The following is a 22,817-nucleotide window of genomic DNA, read 5'->3' as shown; positions in this document are numbered from 1 at the left end:
CCTCGTAAGAAGAAAGTTACGGGTAAAGTCATTCCTGGACACAAGATGCGTGCCGAAGAAAAGATGGCGCGTATCCCAGTGAAAATCATGCCGACAGAAGAAATGCCGCGTAAACCGGACTGGATCCGCGTGCGTCTACCGAATGGCAATCAAATTACCAAGATTAAAGATATGTTGCGTGATAAGAAGCTGCACACGGTATGTGAAGAAGCTTCCTGTCCCAACCTGCCTGAATGTTTTGGTCACGGTACGGCAACCTTTATGATCATGGGTGACATCTGTACTCGACGTTGCCCCTTCTGCGATGTGGCGCATGGTCGTCCATTACCGCTGGATCCGGAAGAGCCGCAGCATCTGGCGGATTCGGTTAAGTCGATGAAACTCAATTATGTGGTGATTACGTCTGTGGATCGTGATGATCTGCGTGATGGTGGTTCAGAGCATATTACCGAATGTGTTCGCGTCGCTAAAGAGCAAAATCCTGGCTTAAAGGTTGAGGTGTTAGTTCCCGACTTTCGTGGTCGCATGGAAGTGGCGCTGGATAAAATGGAAGCTGGTTTGCCTGACGTTTTCAATCATAACTTGGAAACGGTACCACGCTTGTATAAGCAGGCGCGTCCCGGTGCCGACTATCAATGGTCTTTAGATTTGCTGAAACAGTTTAAAGAACGCTACCCAGGGATCCCAACGAAGTCAGGTTTGATGGTTGGTCTAGGTGAGACCAATGAAGAGATTATTGAAGTGCTGAAAGATTTGCGTGCACACGGCGTAGATATGTTAACGCTAGGTCAGTATCTGCAGCCGAGTAAGTACCACCATCCGGTGATGCGCTTTATGCCACCAAAAGAGTTTGATGAGTTAGGTAAGATTGCTGAGGATTTAGGATTTACCAATGTGGCGAGCGGACCGATGGTGCGGTCGTCGTATCATGCAGACCAACAGGCGGCGGGAGAAAAGGTCAGCTAAGAAGCATCTCTTTGTCCTAGAGCTGTGTTATTTGAATTTAAGGGCTCGGTTATGTAGTTAGATATATATTCCCTCACTCTCAAAATCAAATGCCTTGCTCTAGAACAAAAATCTAGCTTCTTACGTTTATGCCTTTCGGAGCTTGTTCTAACTCTAAGGCAAAATATTAGCTTGTGTCATTCTGAACTAGATTCAGGAGCTTGTTTGATTTCTATAAGACTCCAAATCGAGTTTAGAATGACAGTAGTGAATTGTTGAGTGACCGGGGTTGTATTTAAATTTACCATCCCCATGTTTAATACTAGTGTAAGACTAGCCAAAATTTGATTACTCTGTATAAGAGTTTCCCTGTCGATATTCCCACTTCATATTCTTTTATTCTCCAGAGTTTAGTATTTCGTATCCAGCATTGTTTGCATAATGTCTGGATAAAATTTTATAGATAGTAAGTGAGTTGATTATGCAAATTGAAGAAAACAAAGTCGTAAAGATTGAATACACTGTCAAAACAGATGAGGGTGTATTGGTTGATACATCAGAAGGTAACGAGCCATTGGCCTATTTGCATGGTCATAAAAACATTATTCCTGGTTTGGAAAGTGCTCTTGTCGGTAAAGCGGTTGATGACGAGTTGTCAGTAACGGTAACACCTGACGAAGCCTATGGTGATCGCCACGAGCAACTGATCAAAGAAGTACCAATGCAAGCGTTCCAGGGCGTTGATAAAGTTGAGCCGGGTATGCAGTTCAATGCAGAATCGCCACAGGGCCCTCAACTGATCACGGTAACAAAAGTTGAAGGCGATACAGTAACGGTTGATGGTAACCATCCATTAGCAGGCGTTACGTTAAACTTTGACGTTAAAGTGGTTGAGGTTCGTGATGCCAGTGAAGAAGAACTTTCTCACGGTCACGTCCATGGTGCTGGCGGTCAAGAGCACTAATTATGGTAAAAGGCTTTCTTCGGAAAGCCTTTTTTTATGGGGTTTAGATCAGGAAAGTATTGTTGCTTTTCCACTAAATCCGTTTTACATTAACTTAAGATACTAACTTTAAGTTGTGAATATGGCTTCTTTAGAACAACCTATTTTAATAAGCTTTAAGTTATGTCCGTTCGTACAGCGAGCGGTAATTACGTTATTGCATAAAAAGATTGATTACACGATAGAGTATATCGATCTTCAGAAGAAACCGGACTGGTTTCTCGATATTTCCCCTCTCGGTAAAGTGCCGTTGTTGCGTGTTAAAGATCGCGTTCTTTTCGAGTCTGCCGTGATTAATGAGTATTTGGATGAGACGCATGGTGCTCCCATGTTGTCGCAAGATCCTTTGGATAAAGCCGAGCAACGCGCCTGGATAGAGTTCAGTAGCAGTTTGTTCAACGCCCTGCACCAGTTAACTCAGGCCAGACGAGAAGAAACGTACCTCAAGATTGAAGAAGATCTGACTAAGAAGTTAGCGCCTCTGGAGCGTAAGGTTGGTGACAAGGGGTATTTTGAAGGTGAGAGCTTTAGCCTGGTCGACAGTGCCTTTGCACCATTTTTAATGCGCTCGCAGATTGTTGCAGATAATACCGGAATTGATCCGGTGAGCGATTATAAGAAAATTTCAAAGTGGCGAGATAATATGCTCTCCCTTCCAGAAGTTCAAAAATCGGTGGTTGAAGATTTTGAAGAACTGTATATGGAAGGCATCTATGAAAGGGGTGGCTATTTGGCGGATCTTTAATCCCCGCCAAATAGCTGACGCTGTGCTTTATAGACGGCAGTTTGGTCTCTTTCCCTGTGCCCGAGCCTGCTCATAGAGCGGCATATTTCTATTCATCAAGCCTTGTAATGCTTTTATCCGGGTTTGGGGCGCCGGGTGTGTGGACAGTAATTCAGGTGTCCTGCTACCGCTTTGTTTCGCCATATTTTTCCACAGCTCCACGCTTTGTCTCGGATCAAAGCCTGCCCGGGCCATTAATTCCAACCCAATTTCATCGGCTTCAGATTCATCGGCCCGATTAAAGGGCAGAAGTACACCAACTTGGGTACCGACACCGAGCAAGCCTAATAGTTGTTGTTTTTCTGCGGTAGGTTCGCCAGCAGCAATGGCGGCCAGTTGCAGGCCGGTAGAGGTTAAGAACTGATTAGAGACCCGTGCGTTACCATGGCGCGCCCAAACGTGGCCAATTTCATGGCCTATTACAGCCGCCAGCTGATCGGCACTCTCGGCGACCTTAAACATCCCCGTGTGGACGCCAATCTTGCCGCCTGGCAAGGCAAAAGCATTCGCCGAATCGTCGACAAAGACCTTGGTTTCCCAGCGCGTAGAGCGCATATCAGGCGCTTTTTTGTTGAGCTCAGGGATCAGGGCGTTAACAATACATTGAACATAACGGTTATGCCGCTGACTGGTATCGACTGTCTGGCTTTTCTTCATTGAGGTGAAACTTGCAGCGCCCATCTCTGCCATTTGTGTTTCTGAGAACACAAGAACCTGATTGCGGCCGGTAGGTGATGTTGCACAGGCTGTTAATAATGCAACGGCCAGTCCTGTTAGTAAATGCTTTCTCATATTGAGACTCCTTGGCAAGATTGTATTAAATTATAGTAGAAGCTACGGATGATTATGACAAGATTGATAGAAAAGATTTAACAATAGTTGTCTTTGATTGAAAAACTGTGCCAAATAGAGTACTTTTTATACAGCCTACTAATTAAATGGAGTATTAATAGTGATGGATGGCGATAACATGAGTGAAGAGTGCTTGCAGCAATTTCAGCAATCATATAAGGATATTGATGTGATTGTTTCGGTGACCGGCTCTGGTAATGAAGAAATCATCATTACATTGTCGGAAATCATTAACCGTTTTAATGGTCGATTACAGGCGTCACGCTTTAATCGAATGAACAATGTATTTAACGGTTTGCTCTATATTTCTATAAATCCTGCCTATTTTGGTTCATTCCGAGCTTGTCTGGACAGTTTGAGTTCAGAACGGCTGAATTTTGAGTTGTCTCCCGCGGAAGATTTCGATAGTAAGCAACAAGATCGGGTGCGCTTCGAAGTGGAGCTTTTTGGTTTGAAAGATCACGCGGTTGACGTGGCGTTGCTCCGAGCTCTGGCGCGTAATCAGTTAGTCATTGATGAACTATCGAGAAAGCGCTACATGCATAATGTTGGAAAGCCGCTGTATAAAGTGCGCCTGCAGGTGTCAACGGACTACATTATTGATATGGGCGAGGTGGAAAAGGAGTTGCAGCTGGTGGCTGAAGATTTGGCTATTAATCTGGTGCTGCGTCTCGATGAAGAGGATATGCAGGAAGCGATATAGCTCCCTGCTTTTACCATTACTCTTCGGTTTCTTCGCCATCAATAACGAAGCCAATGCGTCTATCGGGTTCCTCCTCCGGTACTTTCTGAATATAGCACAATAGCTCGACATTGCTTTGGTGCGAAAGAACCATGCAAGGGTTGCCGCCGGACGTTCCTTCGATTCGAATGCCGTGGAATGATTCCTGAACGAGCCTGGCCACATTAATTTGTAAGCCCCCATTGAGCATAGCAACAATCACTGGTTGAGCGCCTTTGGGCATGTTTAGTCGCCACTTCTTAATAGTTCGTGCAAGACTACGAATCAGCTCTCCCGATGAACGGTAATCGTTAACCTTTTGATGATCGGAATAGATTTCGTCCAGCTCCATCTTGGGTGGCTTTACGTCAGGGTGCACATTGTGGAAAATTTCAACGTCCTGTGGCTGGCGCTGTTGGATTATCGTTTTGTATTTATCATTCATGGTGTTTAAACCTGTTTTGAAGTCCATAACTGAAGTATTCAAACGATAAACGAGCCTCAATAAATAAGCAAGAAAGATAAGCCATTGGGAGCTGTGCAATAAAAGCTTACAAATAGTTGTCGACTTTTTGTCAGACTTTATTCATTATTAGCTCCCATGGAAGAGATCGTAAATAATATCATTGAGTGGATACGAGCCAACCCGCATTGGGCCGGGGCGGTAGTATTTGCTATTGCCTTTCTAGAATCGTTGGCCATTATCGGTCTGGCGATGCCGGGGTGGTTGCTGCTGGTTGGCGTTGGTAGCCTGATTGGAACTGGAACACTGAGTTTCTGGCCGATTGCTTTTTTCAGTTTCGCCGGCGCGGCTTCAGGGCAGTCATTGTCATTTTTAGTCGGTGTTGCGTTTAAAGAGCGAGTCCACCACTGGTCGTGGGTCGAAAACCACCAAAAATTGTTGCATCGAGCAGAAGATTTTTTTAAGCGGCATGGCTTTGCCGGTATTTTGATAGGGCAGTTTATTGGTCCTATCCGTGCGGTTATTTCGTTAATTGCTGGCATTCTGGATATGCCCGCAAAGAAGTTCTTAATCGCAGTGCTGATCGCCAGCATGATTTGGGCACCAGTCTATTTAATGCCTGGAGTTGTATTGGGCGCAGCACTGAGTTTTGAGAAAACACAAGTCATCGTTTTACTCAGCTGTATTATCACCATGGCTGTCTGCCTATGGTTACTGGGTGGTCATATGAAACAGTTATGGCTCCGCCGAAAACTAAGCAGGCAAGGTGAGAAAGCAGCGTTAAGCAACTATTTTGAATTAAAATTATCAGCGACGATTACCGTTTTGGTGGCTGTTATTATCTTTCTTATTGTCAGCTCCTTTGGCTCCCTGATGTTTGAGCTATCGCAAAAAATATTGAAGGTTATAGGGTAATTGGTTTGCAGGACTTTATTACTTTACTTGGTCAGTACTGGCAGCAGTTTGTCCTGATAGCCTCGGCTCATGCTTTAGCCGTGGCTAGCCCCGGCCCTGATTTTGCGATTGTGATGCGCCAGTCCATTACCTTTGGGCGGCGTTACGCCATTATTACCAGCCTGGGAATTGGTTTGGCGATTTTTGTGCATGTTGCTTATGCCGTGCTGGGTATTGGCTTGATCATCCAGAGCACCGAGTGGCTCTTTACTTTGATCCAGTTAGCTGGAGCCGCTTATTTAACCTACATTGGCTGGGGGGCATTACGCTCTCAGGCGCATTCTACGCTGGGAAAGGTCGAGAAAAAGGCACCACAGGTGCAGATGACCGATGCTAAGGCCTTTCGGCAAGGCTTTATTACCAATGTCCTTAATCCGAAGGCAACATTGTTCTTTCTGTCGCTGTTTACCACGCTGATTGGACCCGATACCCCTTTCGCGGTGCAGGGTTTTTACGGCGTATGGATGGCCATTGCGACAGCAGCCTGGTTTACGTTCCTCTCTTACATTTTGGCCAGCAATACAGTCAGAGGCTTCTTTAACCATTTTGGGCATTGGATTGATCGTATTCTGGGCGGCTTTCTGATTGCCCTGGCGCTGTTTCTTTTATGGAATATCGTCAGTCGTTTTATATGATGCTTTTAGGAAGTGTCATGGTCACTCTTAAGCCGCCATCTGGCGCATTTTCGGCACTGATACTGCCGCCATTCACTTCAACGCCACGCTTAGCGATGGTGAGCCCTAACCCTGTGCCACCAGAGCTTCGCTCTCGAGCTTCTGTTGGGCGGTAAAACGGCTCAAAGATTTTATTGAGGTGTTCCTGCTCTATGCCCTGGCCCTGATCGGTAATGATAATGAGGAAGTGGTGGCCAGCGTCTTTGATCTGTACCGTGATTTTGGTGCCGTCAGGAGTATGGCGAATAGCATTGCGAATGACATTTTCGATTGAGCGTGCCAATAAATTATAAAATCCTTTGAAGCTGATGGTGGGGCTAGCCAGTAATTCCACTTTTTTATTATTAGCTTTAGCCTCAAACTGTGCGTCGCTAATGATGACGTCGAGTAAATCATTGACGACAAAGGTATCGGGGTTGCCGTGCTGATGGCCACGTTCCAGCGCGGCTACTTGCAATAACTCTCCAATCAGCTCATCCAATCTTTCAACTTCTAGCTCAATCCGATCGATGTGGTTGGCACACTCTGAGTGACTGTGCTTTTGCGCTAAGCTGGCCGCAATCTGCATTCGTGTCAGGGGAGAGCGCAGCTCGTGAGAGACATCGCTCAATAAGCGCTTCTGCGACATAATAATGCGGTTAATGCGATCAGCCATCAGATCAAAATCTTCGGCAAGATCGTAGAACTCATCGCCACGCTTGCCAATATAGTCTTTCGCTCGTGCTTGTAGATCGCCCTGGGCAATCGCTTTTGTGGCTCTTTGCAACTGCCGGATCGGTCGCGTTAAATACCAGGTGAGGGCAAAGCAGACGAGGAAACTGATACCGAGAGCGGCCAGTAACTGCCAGATACTGATGCTGTGATAAAACTCGGTAATGAGGGTGCTGAAATGCTGTTGACTCTTTTTCTTGATGAATAATAAATAGTACTGGCCACGACTAAAAACAATTTCGGGGCCTGAATAAGAGTAGTTGTTGATGGTAACGGTGGCAGGACGATTACGCTGTTTATAGTAAGCTCTTAGTTGATAAATGACGTCCGGAACTTCTTTATCGGATATTTCATAGCCTTGATTATTGAGAATAAACGTATTATCGAGTTCTTTCGATGTCCCGCTCGGCTGAATGGGCAGGCCATTCTGGTACTCTTCGATGACATGGCGTAACTGCACCGTAATCGCCGTTTGCCTTAATAGCTCAGACTCTTCCGGCGAGGTCGGTACGAGGCGGGTATCCTGAGAGGTTACGCTGTAGAGAAAAATAATACTGGTTAAGGTTAGCAGGGTGGCTAACCAAAACCATAGAAAAATTTTCCAGAATAAACTTGGTTGCGTTAGCTTACGTATCGTGCGAAACATACTGATAGCCAACGCCCCTGACCGTTTTGATACGTTCTTCGCCTTTGATATCGGTACCGAGCTTACGTCTTAAATTACTGATATGCATATCAATACTTCGATCATAAGCCTCGAGTGAGCGACCTAAACATTTTTCAGATAAGTCGTCGCGTTTAACCAGTTCACCGGCTTGACTGGTAAGCAGATATAAAATATCAAACTCGGTTGCGGTTAACTTGATGGCCTGGTTATTAACCAATGCTTCGCGCGAGCCCGGATTGATATATAAATCGTCCAGATGAATCGAGCGCAATTTTTTCTTGTTACTGCTATAGTCCGTCTCAGTACGTCTTAAGATTGAACGAATACGGGCGGTGAGTTCTCTTGGGTTACACGGTTTACCAATATAGTCATCAGCCCCCAGCTCGAGGCCAACAATGCGATCCACTTCATCGCCTCTGGCCGTCAGCATCAGGATCGGAACTTGAGATGCTTTGCGTACTTCTTTCAGTACATCGAACCCATTCAAGTTTGGCAGCATGACGTCGAGTATCATGAGATCAAACGTATCGTTAAGGATCAGTTGTGCCGCAGTCGCGCCATCGTGGGCCACTGTTATGTCAAAACCTTCCTGTGACAGGTATTCCTGTAGCAGTTGGCAAAGTTCGATGTCATCGTCAGCTAATAATAATTTGGCCATAAGTTTTCCCTAGTGACAGCAGAGGTTATTATACTCTTTATTTACTCGGTATATGAGCGAATACTACCACGCACCGCTGACTCCCAGTGTAAAGAATAGTCAGTATCCTTTACATAACTTTTCTTAGTTTTTACTAAATACAGAAACATTTTAACAACTTTGTGCGGTATAGTGTTAGTCAAGGTAAGCGGTTATAGCTAACGATTAACCTCAAACCTTCGTATGAATTTTCTCTCCTTGTTAAGACTACCCCTGTAAGATTCATACCTCTAGTGAATTGGGACCGCTGCTTGATTAAGCGGTCCCTTTTTTTGCCTGACTGTAGTTATTATTTCCGATCAATATCTGCCCCTGCTCCTGAGAGAGCTTTTTTTGGTATGATAGCAAAAACCAAATGGAAGAGTTACAGCGGAAGGTGGATGTCTCGTTACCAAAATGATTTAGCCTGGCTTCTTCAGTCATCAGATTTATTGGCATTATCTCGTCGTCATAGTACTGCCGAGCTCGTTAGCCGTATGTCCTTGCGTGGCGCTTTTGACTATAAGGAAACGCACCGCTTAGGGGTCTATTTTGAACAGTTATGGCAACATTTGACGGCACACTGCGACAGCCTCGAAGTAACCGCGCATAATCTACAGGTTATTATTGATAACCATACCTTTGGCGAGTTTGACTCCATCCTATACGACAAAGTTTTTGACTGCAGTATTCATTGTGAACTGGCAGTGAAGTTTTATCTGCAGGTGGGGCAGGGGGATAACTTGAGTGACTGGGTCGGGCCAAATCTGCGCGATCGGTTTGATAGTAAATACCACCGTCTGTTTTCTCATCAGATGAAGCTGTCCGATGATCTGGCGATTAAAGACTGGTTACGCCAGCAAGATATTTACATTGATGAAAAAAAAGTACTGACTCGAGGCCGTTTATTTTATCCTCTTGAGTCATTTATAGAGGAAGATTTTGCCTACCCCAAAGAGGTTAACTCGAAGCATTTAAAGGGATTCTGGACGACCTGGCAGGACTTTGCTCACCTGCAGCTGAGCTCTGATATTGAGTGGTTTCTGTTACCCAAAACCTACTGGTTATCAGATGTCACAGATGAAGAAAAAGCAGAACTGAAAGTTATAGATAAAAAAACCTTTCTTATTCATGGGCATAACGAGCGTTACCCATTTCAGAAAATTCAACAGGTGGTAGGGATGAGAGGGGCTGTAGAAGTGATGCGAGGTTTTATTGTTACCGAGGATTGGTTAGAAAAGGCTGAAGCACGAGTGCTTCAGCCTTCCTGAGATTCGAGTATTATAGCTTTTCTTCAATCAATTTCTCGACGACCGCCGGTTCGGCCAGCGTTGATGTGTCACCGATATTTTCGACATCATCTTCGGCAATTTTTCTCAAGATACGACGCATGATTTTACCGGAGCGTGTCTTAGGTAAATCAGCAGCAAACTGCAGTTTATCAGGTTTGGCGATGGGGCCTATTTCTTTTGCAACGTGTGCGACCAGTTTGCTTCTCAATGCATCCGAGCTCTGCTCACCTTTCATCAAGGTGACGTAGACATAAATGCCCTGCCCCTTGATATCGTGTGGATAGCCGACAACCGCCGCTTCTGCAACTTTCGGATGAAGGACCAGGGCACTTTCTATCTCGGCCGTTCCCATGCGATGGCCGGAAACGTTCAGCACGTCATCCATTCGGCCAGTGATCCAGTAATAGCCGTCACCATCGCGGTGTGCGCCATCGCCGGAGAAATAGTAACCGGGGAACTGTGAAAAGTAGGTGTCGTAGAAGCGTTGATGATCGCCCCAGACCGAGCGCATCTGACCGGGCCAGGAGTGTTTCATGACTAAACTGCCGCTGGCAACGCCATCAAGCTCGTTGGCATCATTATCCAGCAGTGCGGGCTCGATCCCGAAGAAAGGGCGGGTTGCGGAGCCGGGTTTTAGTGGTGTCGCGCCGGGCAGGGGGGAAATTAAAATACCTCCGGTCTCGGTTTGCCACCAGGTATCGACGATGGGGCAGCGCTCGTCTCCTACAACATGGAAATACCATTCCCAGGCTTCCGGGTTAATCGGTTCGCCGACCGTTCCTAAAACGCGCAGTGAATGACGCGAGGTCTTGGTTACTGCCTCATTGCCGCCGGCCATCAAGGCGCGAATAGCCGTTGGCGCGGTATAGAATATGGTGACCTTATGTTTGTCGACCACTTCCCACAGGCGAGATGGTGTCGGATAATTGGGTACGCCTTCAAAGACGAGCGTGGTTGCCCCATTCGCCAGCGGGCCGTAGAAAATATAAGAATGACCAGTAATCCAACCGGCGTCGGCGGTACACCAGTAAATATCGCCTTCATGGTAGTCAAAGACGTATTTATGAGTCATGGCGGTATAGAGCAGATAGCCACCAGAAGTGTGCATGACGCCCTTCGGTTTACCGGTAGAGCCAGAAGTGTAGAGAATGAATAATGGATCTTCGGCATCCATGACTTCAGGCTTGCACTCCGTCGACATGTCTTTCTTAAATTCGTTATAATCAACGTCACGCTCACTGTCCCACTCGATATCATTGTCCTGGCTTTTAACCACCATAACCGTATGAACATCGGGGCAGCCTGCTAACGCCGTGTCGGCGTTGGCTTTTAGCGGAACCTGTTTACCGCCGCGTACACCGGCATCGGCCGTGATCAGAACGTGGCAGTCACTGTCCAGAATACGGCTCTTTAAGGCTTCCGGGGAGAAGCCGCCGAAGACTACCGAATGAATAGCTCCTATGCGGGCACAGGCCAGCATGGCAAACCCTACTTCCGGGATCATGGGCATATAGATACAGACCCGATCGCCTTTTTTCACACCGCGAGCCTTTAAGGCATTGGCGAACTGACAGACTTCGTCGTGCAGTTCCTGAAAGCTGATATAACGCTGCTGATCCGGCTCGTCACCTTCCCAGATAATGGCGGTATGGTCGGCCTTGTCTTTGAGGTGGCGATCGATACAGTTGTAACTGACGTTCAGCTTGCCGCCCTTAAACCAGCTAATTTCAGCCTTGTGGTAGTCAACGTTACTGACTTCATCCCAGGGTTCAAACCAGTCAATAAACTGATGTGCCATTCGTGACCAGAATTTATCGGGATCCTGGAGCGATTGTTGGTACATGCGGTGATACTTTTCTTCATCAATATGCGGCTTATGCTGCGGATTATTGATGATGGGATAGGTTTTAACTTCGGACATACGCTGACTCCTAACGCTAATAACTTTTATTATTACTTCAGCATAAACCAAATTTTAGACAGGGGAAAGTTGTTGGCCGAGACATTCAGCGCAGAATGTCTCAGCTTGAGGAAGCTAGGACAGTGATAGGGTCATGTTATCTATCAGTCGGACTTTACCGAGGAATACCGCGGCTAGAATGACAATGTCTGTATCATTTTTTTCAGCTACCTGCAGCGTCTCGGCATTGGCGATATTAAAGTAGTCGACACGCAGTCCCTGCTCTTCCAGGCGCTGAATTGCGCTTTGTTCAACCTGATCGAAATTGAGCAGATGATTTTCCAGCTGAGATTTGGCCCATTGCAAGGTTTGCTGCAAACCTGCCGCCTGCTCCAGTTCAGCTTCCGTTAGATAACCATTACGCGAGCTCATGGCAACGCCGTTGGGTTCACGCACAATCGGAGCGCCAACAATATCGATTGGAATATTGAGATCCTTAACCATGCGCTTAATGATGGCCAGTTGCTGAAAATCTTTTTGTCCAAAGACGGCGATATCGGGACGCACCATATTGAACAGCTTACAGACAACAGTGGTAACGCCATCGAAGTGAGTGGGGCGAGAGCCGCCACAGTGATCTTGACTTAATTCGGCGACGTGAACCGTAGTTAGGTTCGGGCGGGCGGGGGTATTTTGATAATCCGGGTAGACGTCGTCGACGGTTGGTGCAAAGACAATATCTGCTCCCTGAGCGTTTAACTTGTCGCAGTCTTGCTCAAAGGTTCGGGGGTAAGCATCGAAGTCTTCGTTAGGACCAAACTGCGTTGGGTTAACGAAAATACTAACAACGACGCATGCCGCGTGCTCTTTCGCTTTATCGATCAGGCTAAGGTGTCCCTGATGCAGGTTGCCCATGGTAGGCACAAAGCCAATAGTTTTGTTGTCACGTCGAGTGGCAGCTAGCTCTGCCTGTAACTCAGCGATGGTGCGAACGATCTTCACAGTATTGTCCTATCCGTTATTCGAATGAATGCTCTGCCGCGGGGAAGTTCTGTGCTTTGACTTCGTCATGGTATAGCTGAAGAGCCGCCTTGATATCACCTTGCGCGTCAGCCATAAAGTTACGCACGAACTTAGCCCGGAATGGAGAAATGCCCAGCATGTCATATAAAACCAGAACCTGCCCATCGACGTCAACACCGGCCCCAATACCCATTACCGGAATGGTTAAAGCCTCCGCGATTTCTTTTGCCAGCTTGCTTGGGACGCATTCCAGCACCAACATACGGGCTCCTGCTGCTTCAAGACGTTTGGCGTCTTTTAGCATGGTATTGGCGGTGTCATCATCCCGTCCCTGAACCTTGAAACCACCTAATGAATCCACGGACTGTGGCGTTAAACCAAGATGGGTACAGACCGCAATGCCGCGATCGGTCAGGCCGCGGATGGTGTCTTCCAACCAGGCGCCACCTTCCAGCTTCACCATCTGCGCGCCGGCCTGCATAATGCGGCGCGCCGTCTGGTAGGCTTCTTCCGAGGTGCTATAGCTCATATAAGGCATATCGCCGATGATTAGGCAATGACGATTAGCTCGGGCAACACACTCAATATGGTATTCCATATGTTCAAGGGTGACCGGAACCGTGGTTTTTTGACCCTGAATAACGTTCCCTAAAGAATCGCCGACCAAAATAACGTCGATGCCAATATCCGACATCAGGCTGGCAAAGGTGGCGTCATAAGCCGTCAAACAGGAAAATTTCTCACCTTTTGCTTTTAACTGTTCGATGTGACTAATGCTTGTGTACTTCATCTGAATTCTCTCGGCAGTACGGTTTAAACTGCGGGATGAGGGTTAAAGTAATTGCGTCCAGACGTGGTTGCGTGGATTTGCTCCAGCAGCATCTCAAAGTCTTTTTCATTTTCGACCAGATCGATTCCTGAGGCATTAACGATAAGCAAAGGCGATTCGTGGTAATAGTAAAAAAAGTCGGTGTAGGCATCGCATATGGTCTGTAGGTATTCCTGCCCGATAGGCGCTTCTTCACGTCGTCCGCGCTTTTTGATTCGATCAGCCAAAACAGAAACGTCGGCTTGCAGATAGATCACCAGATCCGGTTTCGGCGCATCAATGGTCAGGTTATCGTAAACCTGTTCATATAATCTTAACTCTTCTTCGTCCAGAGTGGAGCGTGCAAATAAGCGATCCTTGTCCATCAAGTAATCGGCTACCCTGAGGGGGGTGAACATGTCGGATTGACGAACGTCCTGTAGCTGCCGTGTTCGCTGAAATAAGAAGTAAAGCTGAGTCGGCAGGGCTCCACTTTTGGGGTCCTGATAGAAGCGCTCCAAAAAAGGGTTCTCTTCGGCTTCTTCTAATATTAATTCGCTACCCAGGACCTCGGAGAGTTTACGGGCCAGTGTTGTTTTACCGACGCCAATCGGACCTTCTACTGCGATAAAATTATGTGGAATTTTATAATTCATGCCGACTCACTGTCTCCTGGTCATTATCAGTTGTAATTTTTTCCAACTCGTAACTGTGGCACTGCTGTAACGCCTGTTGCACGGATTCCCCATCGGGAAATATCAGGAGAGGGGAAATCTCAGCCAGCGGTCGCAGCACAAAATCGCGCTCTTTTGCGCCATAGTGAGGCAACGTTAAGCGCTCCGTCTGCATGATTGTATGATCGTAGAGAACAATATCCAAATCAATTGTGCGAGCGCCCCAGCGTTTTTCACGGATGCGCCCCTGTTCATTTTCGATAGACTGTAGCGCATCCAGCAGTTCCAGCGGCGCCAGCTCTGTGGCCAGCTTGGCGACTGCGTTGACATAGGGCGGCTGATCCTGTGGTCCCATCGGAGCGCTTTGATAAAGACTGGAATAAGCTAACAGGTAGCTGTGAGGTAAACTGTCCAGTGCGAGCAAGGCATGTTTAACCTGTTGCTTGGGATTGTTTAAGTTGCTGCCCAGGGCTATATAGCTAACAGATGGCATGGTACTGGCACCGGCTTTAGTTCTTTGGTTTCTTGCGTCGCTTAGGTTGGCGCCGTTTGCGTTTTGGCAGCATGGAGCGCTGTGTGTCTTTATCCGCATCCTGGAACTTTGTCCACCAGTCCGCGACTTCTCGCAACGATGGATCCGCTTCCGCACGCAGCACTAAAAAGTCATAGGCGGCACGGAAGCGAGGGTGTTCCAGGATGGACCAGACTTTCTTCCCTCGACGCTGTGGCAGGCGTAACTGCAAAGCCCATATATCGCGGATGATGAGGCCATAGCGGCGTGGTATGGCAATGTGCTGGCTCTGTTTGCCTAACACTTTGCCCATGCTTTTAAAGAACGCATCGTTAAAGTTCACGCCTTTGGTTTCCATCCGGTGGGCCTGTTCGAGTAGCGGCTGCCATAACATGACCGCGATTAAAAATGCCGGGTTGACCGTTTTGTCTTCGGCCAGCCTTTTATCGGTATTGATAAGCGCCGACTCAATGAAAGCTTCAAAGTCCGGATGTTCGTGCAGCAAATGTTCGGTCACTGGGAAAAGCTTTTGCAGCAGTTCATGCTGTTGTAAAGCCTTAAAAGTTGCCAGCCCTTTGCCAGACAGGAACATCTTTCGATATTCTTCCCACAGGCGTGCAGCAGGCACCTGCTCCAGTAGTGGTGCCAGCTTGGCGATGGGGTCGAGTGTATTCGGTTCGATAGTGAGATCGAGTTTGGTCGCCAGTCGAATAGCGCGTAACATTCGAACCGGATCTTCGCGGTAGCGGGTTTCGGCATCACCAATCATTCGCAGTTGACGCTTACGCAGATCGGTTAAACCGCCGCAGTAGTCGTGAACGCTGAAGTCTTTAATATTGTAATAGAGCGCATTGACCGTGAAGTCGCGACGTTCGGCATCTTCTTCGATATCGCCATAGACGTTATCGCGGATGATCATACCTTCCGATGCCTGCTCAATGTTTTGATCACAGTGCGCGCGGAAAGTGGCGACTTCAATCATGTCACGGCCGAACAGGATGTGTACCAGCTTAAAACGGCGACCGATGATTCGGCTGTTTCGAAATAACTTTCTGATTTGCTCTGGCGTCGCGTTGGTTGCGATATCGAAGTCTTTCGGATGTAAGCCAAGCAGAATATCTCGCACACCACCACCGACCAGGAAGGCTTCGTAGCCAGCTTTGCTTAAGCGATACAACACCTTAAGGGCATTGTCGCTGATTTCTTTGCGAGATACCGTATGATTGTCGCGGGTAATGATATGGTTGGGTTGTGTCATAGCTGAATGCGTGTTGCTACTGTTGTGGATATCATGACTCGGTCTCGAAAACCATTTTTTTACAGTTGAAAAAAAAGCGCTCATAAATCATACGTTTGTTCGTGTTGTGCAATAATAGCACAAGCGTTAGTCAAAATAAGGGATTTGTTGTTTTTGGGGAATCTTTTGTATGGAAAAGTACTCCAGTGCCCAATCAATAATGGACTCAACGTTTTCATGTTGCAGCTCGGCTGGAGCTTTTTGCCCTAGAAACTGTAATGCCTGAACCAGCAACTGACTGGCTTGATGTTCGGTAATGGCCTCGGCATGATTTTGTTTGGACAACTTATTTCCATCCTGATTAATGGCAACCGGCAGGTGATACCACAGAGGTGGTTCTTTTCCCAAAACCTCATATAGCCGTAGCTGCCGAGGTGTTGAATCGAGTAAGTCACTGCCACGAACGACATGATCGATACCAGCGTCAATGTCATCGACCACAACCGCCAGTTGATACGCCATCAGCCCATCTTTTCGTTTGACGGTGAAGTCTTCCCGATACAAATCATTGGCAAAGTGGCAGGCTCCTTGAATTTGATCGACAAACGAATAGTCTGCCTGACCATGACGCAGTTTCCACGCCACTTCGCCATCGAAGCTTAAGTCTTTCGTGCTGCAGATATTCGGGTAACGCCCGTTATCGCTGATAGCGTTAACTTTTTTGCGAGTGCAATTGCAGGCATAAAGCAGGTCATTGGACTGTAGCTCCGCCAGAATATGCTGGAAGCGGGGAATACTTTCGCTTTGATAGATGACCGGGCCATCCCAATGCAGGCCAAAGGCTTCCAGTTGGCGCAAAATGGTGTCGGTGGCGCCCTCGATTTCTCGTGGTGGATCGATATCTTCGATTCGAACCTGCCATTCGGCATTACATGTTTTAGCGATGAGAAAGCTGCCGACGGCGGCAATTAGTGAGCCAAAATGAAGCGGCCCCGAAGGAGATGGCGCAAAACGGCCACGGATCAGGTTTATTTGTGAGGTTGATAGAGCGCCACCGAACTCATGGGGTTGATGAGTTCGGGAATCCTGCTGTTTATCTTCAGGCTGCTTGGGCAACGCGCTCTAACTACCGTATTGACGCTCTTTAATTTCGTCTAACGTTTTACAGTCAATGCAAAGCTCTGCGGTTGGACGAGCCTCCAGGCGACGGATACCGATCTCAATACCGCATGACTCACAATAGCCGTACTCATCGTCGTCGATCTTGCCTAAAGATTGAATGATTTTTTTCAGTAGCTTTCGCTCACGATCACGCGTGCGCAGCTCCAGCGAGAACTCTTCTTCCTGTGACGCTCGGTCCACAGGATCGGGGAAATTCGCTGCTTCATCCTGCATATGGTGCACGGTACGATCAACTTCTTCCATCAACTGTTTTTTCCATTCGTTGAGGATATGACGGAAGTGCTCGTATTGAGCATCGTTCATATACTCTTCGCCTTTTTTCTCTTTATAAGGCTGAATTCCAAGTTTTTCTAACGTTGTGTTTGTAGCTGTTTTTTTACGTGGCATCGAATTTAATGCTCCATGACTAATGGTAAATCAGTTCACTTTTTCAAATCTGCATTGACAAACTTTTAGAAAAGTGAAAGAGGGATATTAGCCCTATGAGTACCAATTGAAAAGCCGAATTTGCGAAAAAAGCGCAAATTTTGCGTTTATTTTGGCCAACCTGTTGAATTTTCTACAGAATTACTGGTAAGGCCTGTTGCAGATTAACCTCTGCGGCAGTGATATGGGTATTATATGCATAAATTTCAACCCCTTTTTGTGCTGCATTGGTCAATAATTCGGCATATTTGGGGTCGATATGGGCGGCGGGACTGACGGTTTTGATCCCTGAGTGTTGAACTAAAAAGAACAATACTGCTCGATGGCCCTGTTCAACCATGTGAATTAACTCGCGTAAATGCTTCTGTCCGCGCGTGCTAACCGCATCAGGAAAGAACCCCGCGCCTGCGGCAAATTCCTCGCCGGACTCTTTATTGATTCCAGACTCAAGCAAAGTCACGGTTTTAATTTCCACATAACAGTCTGGCTTGTTGTTGTCCGTTAATAATAGATCGATCCGACTGTTTTCCTCGCCATACTTTACTTCCTGCTGTAACGAATCATATCCCCGCAACTCCTCGACAACGCCATCCTCGATACCTTCGCGCACGATTTGATTTGCCAAATGGGTATTGATACAAATCCAGTCGCCATCTTGATTCTGATTTAATACCCAGGTGTAACGGTACTTTCGTTTTGGATTTTGCGAATCCAGCAACCACGCCGTATCACCCTCCTGCCAACAATTCTTCATCGAACCCGTATTCGGACAATGAGCCGTAAACTCGCCATATTCATTGCTTACCACATCCGCCAGAAAGCGTTTGTAGCGTTTGAGTAAAGTGGTTTTGATTAAAGGTGGAGAGAGTTTCAAAAGGTAACTATCGCTGTTGGTGAATAAGTGAACGCATTGTACAGAAGGATTATTGAACAATAAACGTTATCGCAGTGAACTTAATCGCGTCATTGCGAGTTCGTGAAACGAACGCGGCAATCTTTTTACAGACGAATCTGCTGTTGGTACTCAGAAAAAGAAGCTGCAATAGAAATCTAACCTTGAAGGAGTAAATAACTCTCCTTAAAATCATCCATTAAAATTTCTTATGGTAGTAGAGAGTAAGTTTTGTACAAGGACAAGGATATTATACCGGCATACTAGGAATTTAGATTTTCTGATTGCATAGATACTGATTAATGTATATTTGATTTATTTCTGCAGGTTATTAATTGATGCAAACTGACACATAAAATTTGTTGAAATAGAAAAATAATACTCGTAGGGTAAGCTTTGCTGCTGGGTGTATAGTACTCGCTAGCGCTTATATTTTTCAAGAATTAATAACTTTAAGGACGATTAGAATGAAACATATCATTTATATAGGGTTCGTATTAGCATTATCTCTCTTCTCAGGCATCGCATACTCTGGTCAATATGGTAATAATACCCAAGAGACGGCTATTCCTTTAGAGTGTAATCAGTGTTATTCCAATGCTGATTTTAAAAATGCAGTGAAAGAGTTTATGCCTGCAAATGAGAGAACTTACTGGTTAGTTTTTAATAAGAGGAATAATACGTTAAAAACTGTTGAAGCACTTTATATGAAGAGCCCGAACCCTGATAATAATTATGAGTATAAAGAGATTAAAATAATTTCGACGTTGATTGAACACGAATATTCATACAATAAGTACTTGAACTTTTTGGCCTCCGGAGCAGAAAAAGGAACTTTAGAATTAGAGTATAGTGATTTGTTGGATCATGGCGTGCAGCCTGTAACAGGTTTTAATGACTTTGAAGATAAATATGCTGGTTATGACCTCTTACAACAAGCAGTACTTTCATATATTCATATAAATGATGCTTTTGCCGGGGCTAGCTATGATGCATTGACGATAACATTTGCAAATGGAGATACGGCTATTTTAGGCTTGAATACAGTGAAAGCCATATTTAAAGATGTTTTGAGAGGGATTCAAGACTTACCAATTATTATAGTCGTTGATAAGAATGGAGATGAAGTTGCTATTTTAACCACTAATGGAACTAAACAAGTTGCTAGTGGAGGAGGAGGTTGGCAGCACGACGGTGGGTGGACAGCTTACCAAATTCCAGATGGCGATATAGTTTGCTATGGTGAGTGTCCAACGGATAGAGGCTATGTAACGGTTGAACCTCAAGAGGATAAAAAAGATGAAGGACAATACTAAACTATTCGTAATGGTGGGTATTATATTACCCACCAGAGCTTCATGATTATGAAAAGAAATATATCAATTATTTTGGTATTTACAGCCTTAACTTTACTGTTAGGTAGCTTTTTATATTTCTATAAAGGAGCTGATAGCAAGCGAAGTGAGGGTAATAAAAAATTATTAGCAAATACTATACAAAAAAAGTCCAGCTCTCTGGAAGCAGAACACCGTAACACGGATATAGAGTCAACAGTCGAGTCAGCTAATAAGTCGGACTGGTCTAAAACAGCTATATATCAGTTTTATGAAAGCCATGATCTTTATTCATTAGCTAATGAAATGCTGCCAAAAGCTAAAAGAGGGGAGCCTGAGGCACAATATCTTCTATATAAAGTAAGCCAAGTTTGTTACCCAGAATTAATTGAAGGCTTTAAGAAAGAGATTGACTCAGATATCTCAATAATAACAGGGGTCTATCAAGAATTAACAATACGATGTAATAACTTTAATGAGCAGACAAGAAAAGCTTTTGAGCACCCTAAGGGGAAACTAGGCTGGTTAAAGGAATCATTTGATAAAGGTTATCCTGTTGCTGTGGTAGATACTTTACTTTTGGCGAAAAACGCCAGTAACAGTGATGGAGATAATGAGCGGATGGTTGATGAGCTAATACAGTCTGTAGATAAACTTAACAGTGAGCAAAAAAGTCAATTGATTATTGAGGTAATTCAGTCGAATAATCCATATGCGCTTACAGGTGTAGCTGCTTTAGTTAAGCAACCCCGTACAGCTTGGCGTTTAGCGGCCTGTGACTTAGGTGCACAATGTTACCCTATCACTTTAAGTGAAAGAATTGGGTGGGCAGCAAGCTGCTCAATTAGAGTTAGAACGGGAAAGGAGTGTTTGCCGTCTAATAGTAGTTTAAAGGATTTATATAAAAGAAATTATAGAAAAGCCAAATGGAATAAGATTGATGAGAGTAGGAAGCAAATACTAAGTTTGTTGAATAAAAATAAACTTGATGAGTCTGAACTCAAGGTCTTACTAACTTATTGAATTGTAAGTGGTTAGTTATTCAGGCTCTGATCTAACATCATGAGCTCTTACGGGGTGGATATTAGAAAGAATTATCCCGAGTAATACACTTTACCGTTTTCAACTTCGAGCTTAACTTCACTTAAACCAGCACCAGCGCAGGGGCCGGCAACGCATTTGCCAGTGTCGGGCTCGAACAGCGCGCCGTGAGTAAAGCACATCAGATAATTTTCATCATCGGTCATGAATTCGTCTTCCTGCCAATTGAGGTTGGTGCCGGCGTGCGGGCAGCGGTTGACGTAGCCATAAACATTCAGTCCACGGCGGACAATGATGAGGTCGCGATCTTCTGTAGCAGAAGGGTGCGGGAATGCTTTTGCCTGTCCGTCTTTGATGTCAGTGACCAAACATAAATGTGACATATCAAAACCCAATTTCAGTAATACTTTTATTTTAACATACCGATCGGCAGCTTTGTGGCGAAAGACCGGTAACAAGATGTTAGAATGGTAGAATTCTAACAGTATAAAAAATAGACGCAATATTTAAGAATTATGCATATCGTGATTTGGGGGCTAATTGGACTTTCGGCAAGTTACTTGCTGTATGTTCTATTTTTTTACATTTTACAGCGTCGTATGTTGTTTCCAACTCATGAGTTACCTGAACCTAATGCCGAGCTGATTACTCAAGCTGGTGGTGAGTTGATTCGATTGCCTTTTTCGCAGGGTGAGTTTGAACTGGCTTATATGCCCCCCTTGCGTCAACGATTTGGCGCGTTAGCTCCGGTTATTATGTTGGCTCATGGCAATGGCAATATTATTGATGACTGGGCGCAGCGGGTAGATTATGTTCGTGAGCGGGGGTTTGCCGTAGTGCTGGTTGAGTATCCGGGTTATGGTCGTTCGGACGGGCGGCCAAGTTATGACACCATTAAGGAGTGCATGCTGAAATCTTATGAATGGGTTGAGCAGCATCCGCAATTGGATTCAAAGCATATATCACTGTTGGGCCGCTCGATGGGTGGCGGTGCAGTGTTAAGCGTGCTGTCAGAAAAAAATCCTTATGCCGTAGTGTTGATGTCGACTTATGCCAGTGTGACGGATTTAGCGCGCCAGCGTTGGGTGCCGCATTTTCTGGTTCGTGATCCTTTTGATAATGTTTCTGCTTTGAAAGATTACAATGGCCTGGCATATATGATTCATGGCAAAACCGATAAAACGGTTCCTATCAATGCCTTAACCAAGCTATTGGCGGCAAAACAGGATGCCGAACACCGGATTTATTCGACGGGGCATGCCGATACACCGGATGACTGGCATGAATTCTGGGTCACTGTCGCCAGGCTGCTCGAGAATAACCGTTCGGTCTAGTACCTCTTTCAATTAATTGGAGGAGGTACTGGGATACAGGCTGTTGCTAATTTGACAGTTAGTGTAAAATGATGGGGTTTCCGACAGATAGTGGTAAAACTGATCTAATGAACCAACAAGATAGCCTACAGGCCAAGCTTCCCACCCCTTGGGGAGATTTTGTCATTCACGCCCTCGAAACTGATGATGGTAAAGAGCATATTGCCATGACGTATGGTGATTGGGAAGGTGAGGAGCCTGTGCTGGCTCGTATTCATTCTGAGTGCCTCACAGGCGATGCCCTGTTTAGTTTACGCTGCGATTGTGGTTTCCAGCTTCGGGCAGCGCTTGAAAAAATTGCCGAGCAAGGCTCTGGTGTGCTGTTGTATTTACGCCAGGAGGGACGCGGTATTGGCCTGACCAATAAAATTCGTGCTTACTCTCTGCAGGATCAAGGTATGGATACGGTGCAGGCAAACGAACATCTTGGTTTTGGTGCCGATGAGCGTGACTTTAAGGTGGCTTCTGATGCCCTGGATATTTTGGGTATTAAAAAAATACGCCTGATGACTAATAATCCGCGCAAAGTGAGTTCAATGAAAGATGCTGGCATTGATGTGGTGGAGCGTGTGCCATTGAAGTTTGGGCAGAACCCACATAATGCGATGTATCTGTCGACCAAACAATCAAAGCTGGGGCATTTATTCTAATCGCACCCCGGCGATACAAAATCA

At 45.8% G+C, this 22,817-nt stretch carries 25 protein-coding genes; 11 read left to right on the top strand and 14 right to left on the bottom strand.

The genetic code is table 11. The features are described 5' to 3' along the window. Positions 1–45: 45 nt before the first annotated feature. From lipA to H7708_RS08285, 3 genes are all read left to right on the top strand, one after another. A complete protein-coding gene (lipA, locus tag H7708_RS08295) occupies positions 46–966 on the top strand; it encodes a lipoyl synthase (RefSeq protein WP_235727571.1) in 921 nt (306 codons plus the stop codon). Between the two features lie 460 nt (positions 967–1,426). After that, on the top strand, positions 1,427–1,909 hold the full coding sequence (locus tag H7708_RS08290; RefSeq protein ID WP_223670087.1) for an FKBP-type peptidyl-prolyl cis-trans isomerase: 483 nt from the start codon (positions 1,427–1,429) through the stop codon (positions 1,907–1,909). Positions 1,910–2,030: 121 nt separating this feature from the next. Further along, complete coding sequence (locus H7708_RS08285) at positions 2,031–2,693, top strand: glutathione S-transferase family protein (RefSeq protein ID WP_223670085.1); 663 nt, start codon at positions 2,031–2,033, stop codon at positions 2,691–2,693. A gap of 27 nt (positions 2,694–2,720) precedes the next feature. On the opposite strand, the gene H7708_RS08280 is transcribed toward H7708_RS08285, so the two are convergent. Continuing rightward, positions 2,721–3,524, bottom strand: a complete 804-nt coding sequence (locus H7708_RS08280; protein WP_223670083.1) for a M48 family metallopeptidase — start codon at positions 3,522–3,524, stop codon at positions 2,721–2,723. Positions 3,525–3,702: 178 nt separating this feature from the next. Between H7708_RS08280 and H7708_RS08275 the strand changes: the two genes are divergently transcribed. After that, complete coding sequence (locus H7708_RS08275) at positions 3,703–4,287, top strand: hypothetical protein (protein WP_223670081.1); 585 nt, start codon at positions 3,703–3,705, stop codon at positions 4,285–4,287. A 16-nt stretch (positions 4,288–4,303) separates the two neighbouring features. Here H7708_RS08275 and H7708_RS08270 read toward each other — a convergent pair whose 3' ends face one another. Next, a complete protein-coding gene (locus tag H7708_RS08270) occupies positions 4,304–4,750 on the bottom strand; it encodes a hypothetical protein (protein ID WP_223670079.1) in 447 nt (148 codons plus the stop codon). A 156-nt stretch (positions 4,751–4,906) separates the two neighbouring features. Between H7708_RS08270 and H7708_RS08265 the strand changes: the two genes are divergently transcribed. Both H7708_RS08265 and H7708_RS08260 read left to right on the top strand, forming a co-directional pair. Beyond that, complete coding sequence (locus H7708_RS08265) at positions 4,907–5,683, top strand: DedA family protein (RefSeq protein ID WP_223670077.1); 777 nt, start codon at positions 4,907–4,909, stop codon at positions 5,681–5,683. A 5-nt stretch (positions 5,684–5,688) separates the two neighbouring features. Continuing rightward, positions 5,689–6,357, top strand: a complete 669-nt coding sequence (locus H7708_RS08260; protein WP_223670075.1) for a LysE family translocator — start codon at positions 5,689–5,691, stop codon at positions 6,355–6,357. Here H7708_RS08260 and H7708_RS08255 read toward each other — a convergent pair. Both H7708_RS08255 and H7708_RS08250 read right to left on the bottom strand, forming a co-directional pair. Continuing rightward, positions 6,350–7,753: an ATP-binding protein gene (locus tag H7708_RS08255; RefSeq protein WP_223670074.1), complete on the bottom strand. Its 1,404-nt coding sequence runs from the start codon at positions 7,751–7,753 to the stop codon at positions 6,350–6,352. The genes H7708_RS08260 and H7708_RS08255 overlap by 8 nt on opposite strands. Next, positions 7,734–8,432: a response regulator gene (locus tag H7708_RS08250; protein WP_223670072.1), complete on the bottom strand. Its 699-nt coding sequence runs from the start codon at positions 8,430–8,432 to the stop codon at positions 7,734–7,736. Before H7708_RS08250 ends, H7708_RS08255 begins: the two co-directional genes overlap by 20 nt. A gap of 419 nt (positions 8,433–8,851) precedes the next feature. Between H7708_RS08250 and H7708_RS08245 the strand changes: the two genes are divergently transcribed. After that, on the top strand, positions 8,852–9,721 hold the full coding sequence (locus H7708_RS08245; RefSeq protein WP_223670070.1) for a DUF1853 family protein: 870 nt from the start codon (positions 8,852–8,854) through the stop codon (positions 9,719–9,721). 10 nt (positions 9,722–9,731) lie between these two features. Here H7708_RS08245 and acs read toward each other — a convergent pair whose 3' ends face one another. The 9 genes from acs to sfsA all read right to left on the bottom strand — a co-directional run bounded on the left by acs (position 9,732) and on the right by sfsA (position 18,377). Further along, a complete protein-coding gene (gene acs, locus H7708_RS08240) occupies positions 9,732–11,663 on the bottom strand; it encodes an acetate--CoA ligase (RefSeq protein WP_223670068.1) in 1,932 nt (643 codons plus the stop codon). 114 nt (positions 11,664–11,777) lie between these two features. Continuing rightward, positions 11,778–12,644: a pantoate--beta-alanine ligase gene (gene panC, locus H7708_RS08235; RefSeq protein ID WP_223670066.1), complete on the bottom strand. Its 867-nt coding sequence runs from the start codon at positions 12,642–12,644 to the stop codon at positions 11,778–11,780. Positions 12,645–12,660: 16 nt separating this feature from the next. Then, positions 12,661–13,455: a 3-methyl-2-oxobutanoate hydroxymethyltransferase gene (panB, locus tag H7708_RS08230; RefSeq protein WP_223670064.1), complete on the bottom strand. Its 795-nt coding sequence runs from the start codon at positions 13,453–13,455 to the stop codon at positions 12,661–12,663. Between the two features lie 23 nt (positions 13,456–13,478). Next, positions 13,479–14,129 (bottom strand): deoxynucleoside kinase, encoded by a 651-nt coding sequence (locus tag H7708_RS08225; protein ID WP_223670063.1) that lies wholly within the window; start codon positions 14,127–14,129, stop codon positions 13,479–13,481. Then, positions 14,119–14,640: a 2-amino-4-hydroxy-6-hydroxymethyldihydropteridine diphosphokinase gene (gene folK / locus H7708_RS08220; protein ID WP_223670061.1), complete on the bottom strand. Its 522-nt coding sequence runs from the start codon at positions 14,638–14,640 to the stop codon at positions 14,119–14,121. The genes H7708_RS08225 and folK overlap by 11 nt, the downstream gene beginning before the upstream one ends. Positions 14,641–14,656: 16 nt before the next feature. Then, complete coding sequence (gene pcnB, locus H7708_RS08215) at positions 14,657–15,916, bottom strand: polynucleotide adenylyltransferase PcnB (RefSeq protein ID WP_223670059.1); 1,260 nt, start codon at positions 15,914–15,916, stop codon at positions 14,657–14,659. A gap of 126 nt (positions 15,917–16,042) precedes the next feature. Then, entirely contained in the window at positions 16,043–17,011 is a 969-nt protein-coding gene (gene gluQRS / locus H7708_RS08210; protein WP_223670057.1) for a tRNA glutamyl-Q(34) synthetase GluQRS, read from the bottom strand. Positions 17,012–17,017: 6 nt separating this feature from the next. Then, the gene (dksA, locus tag H7708_RS08205; protein ID WP_223670055.1) at positions 17,018–17,464 is read right to left on the bottom strand and encodes an RNA polymerase-binding protein DksA; all 447 of its coding nucleotides are present in this window, start codon (positions 17,462–17,464) and stop codon (positions 17,018–17,020) included. Positions 17,465–17,636: 172 nt separating this feature from the next. Further along, complete coding sequence (gene sfsA, locus H7708_RS08200; RefSeq protein ID WP_223670053.1) at positions 17,637–18,377, bottom strand: DNA/RNA nuclease SfsA; 741 nt, start codon at positions 18,375–18,377, stop codon at positions 17,637–17,639. A 485-nt stretch (positions 18,378–18,862) separates the two neighbouring features. Here sfsA and H7708_RS08195 point away from each other — a divergent pair, with 485 nt between their 5' ends. Together H7708_RS08195 and H7708_RS08190 are read left to right on the top strand one after the other, a co-directional pair. Then, positions 18,863–19,711, top strand: coding sequence for a hypothetical protein (locus H7708_RS08195; RefSeq protein ID WP_223670052.1), 849 nt, complete (start codon positions 18,863–18,865; stop codon positions 19,709–19,711). Positions 19,712–19,759: 48 nt separating this feature from the next. After that, positions 19,760–20,752, top strand: coding sequence for a hypothetical protein (locus H7708_RS08190; protein WP_223670050.1), 993 nt, complete (start codon positions 19,760–19,762; stop codon positions 20,750–20,752). 71 nt (positions 20,753–20,823) lie between these two features. Here the strand turns inward: H7708_RS08190 and H7708_RS08185 are convergent, their stop codons facing one another. Continuing rightward, positions 20,824–21,153 (bottom strand): Rieske (2Fe-2S) protein, encoded by a 330-nt coding sequence (locus H7708_RS08185; protein WP_223670049.1) that lies wholly within the window; start codon positions 21,151–21,153, stop codon positions 20,824–20,826. A gap of 216 nt (positions 21,154–21,369) precedes the next feature. Here H7708_RS08185 and H7708_RS08180 point away from each other — a divergent pair, with 216 nt between their 5' ends. Continuing rightward, positions 21,370–22,104, top strand: coding sequence for an alpha/beta hydrolase (locus H7708_RS08180; protein ID WP_223670047.1), 735 nt, complete (start codon positions 21,370–21,372; stop codon positions 22,102–22,104). Between the two features lie 107 nt (positions 22,105–22,211). Beyond that, positions 22,212–22,793 carry a GTP cyclohydrolase II gene (gene ribA, locus H7708_RS08175; protein ID WP_223670046.1) on the top strand — a complete coding sequence of 194 codons (582 nt, stop codon included), beginning with the start codon at positions 22,212–22,214 and terminating at the stop codon, positions 22,791–22,793. Positions 22,794–22,817: the final 24 nt, after the last annotated feature.

This window comes from Kangiella shandongensis (assembly GCF_020005365.1).
Taxonomy (GTDB): Bacteria; Pseudomonadota; Gammaproteobacteria; order Enterobacterales; family Kangiellaceae; genus Kangiella; species Kangiella shandongensis.
This window is presented reverse-complemented; position numbering and strand designations above follow the sequence as displayed.

Bases quoted from the DNA above. Each gene is read 5' to 3' on its own strand.
- H7708_RS08185 (WP_223670049.1), bottom strand. From the start codon at position 21,153: ATGTCACATTTATGTTTGGTCACTGACATCAAAGACGGACAGGCAAAA.
- pcnB (WP_223670059.1), bottom strand. From the start codon at position 15,916: ATGACACAACCCAACCATATCATTACCCGCGACAATCATACGGTATCT.
- H7708_RS08265 (WP_223670077.1), top strand. From the start codon at position 4,907: ATGGAAGAGATCGTAAATAATATCATTGAGTGGATACGAGCCAACCCG.
- H7708_RS08225 (WP_223670063.1), bottom strand. From the start codon at position 14,129: ATGAATTATAAAATTCCACATAATTTTATCGCAGTAGAAGGTCCGATT.
- folK (WP_223670061.1), bottom strand. From the start codon at position 14,640: ATGCCATCTGTTAGCTATATAGCCCTGGGCAGCAACTTAAACAATCCC.
- H7708_RS08250 (WP_223670072.1), bottom strand. From the start codon at position 8,432: ATGGCCAAATTATTATTAGCTGACGATGACATCGAACTTTGCCAACTG.
- dksA (WP_223670055.1), bottom strand. From the start codon at position 17,464: ATGCCACGTAAAAAAACAGCTACAAACACAACGTTAGAAAAACTTGGA.
- H7708_RS08285 (WP_223670085.1), top strand. From the start codon at position 2,031: ATGGCTTCTTTAGAACAACCTATTTTAATAAGCTTTAAGTTATGTCCG.
- H7708_RS08245 (WP_223670070.1), top strand. From the start codon at position 8,852: ATGTCTCGTTACCAAAATGATTTAGCCTGGCTTCTTCAGTCATCAGAT.
- H7708_RS08275 (WP_223670081.1), top strand. From the start codon at position 3,703: ATGAGTGAAGAGTGCTTGCAGCAATTTCAGCAATCATATAAGGATATT.
- ribA (WP_223670046.1), top strand. From the start codon at position 22,212: ATGAACCAACAAGATAGCCTACAGGCCAAGCTTCCCACCCCTTGGGGA.
- acs (WP_223670068.1), bottom strand. From the start codon at position 11,663: ATGTCCGAAGTTAAAACCTATCCCATCATCAATAATCCGCAGCATAAG.
- H7708_RS08270 (WP_223670079.1), bottom strand. From the start codon at position 4,750: ATGAATGATAAATACAAAACGATAATCCAACAGCGCCAGCCACAGGAC.
- H7708_RS08280 (WP_223670083.1), bottom strand. From the start codon at position 3,524: ATGAGAAAGCATTTACTAACAGGACTGGCCGTTGCATTATTAACAGCC.
- panB (WP_223670064.1), bottom strand. From the start codon at position 13,455: ATGAAGTACACAAGCATTAGTCACATCGAACAGTTAAAAGCAAAAGGT.
- H7708_RS08290 (WP_223670087.1), top strand. From the start codon at position 1,427: ATGCAAATTGAAGAAAACAAAGTCGTAAAGATTGAATACACTGTCAAA.
- H7708_RS08180 (WP_223670047.1), top strand. From the start codon at position 21,370: ATGTTGTTTCCAACTCATGAGTTACCTGAACCTAATGCCGAGCTGATT.
- lipA (WP_235727571.1), top strand. From the start codon at position 46: ATGCGTGCCGAAGAAAAGATGGCGCGTATCCCAGTGAAAATCATGCCG.
- H7708_RS08190 (WP_223670050.1), top strand. From the start codon at position 19,760: ATGAAAAGAAATATATCAATTATTTTGGTATTTACAGCCTTAACTTTA.
- H7708_RS08195 (WP_223670052.1), top strand. From the start codon at position 18,863: ATGAAACATATCATTTATATAGGGTTCGTATTAGCATTATCTCTCTTC.
- H7708_RS08255 (WP_223670074.1), bottom strand. From the start codon at position 7,753: ATGTTTCGCACGATACGTAAGCTAACGCAACCAAGTTTATTCTGGAAA.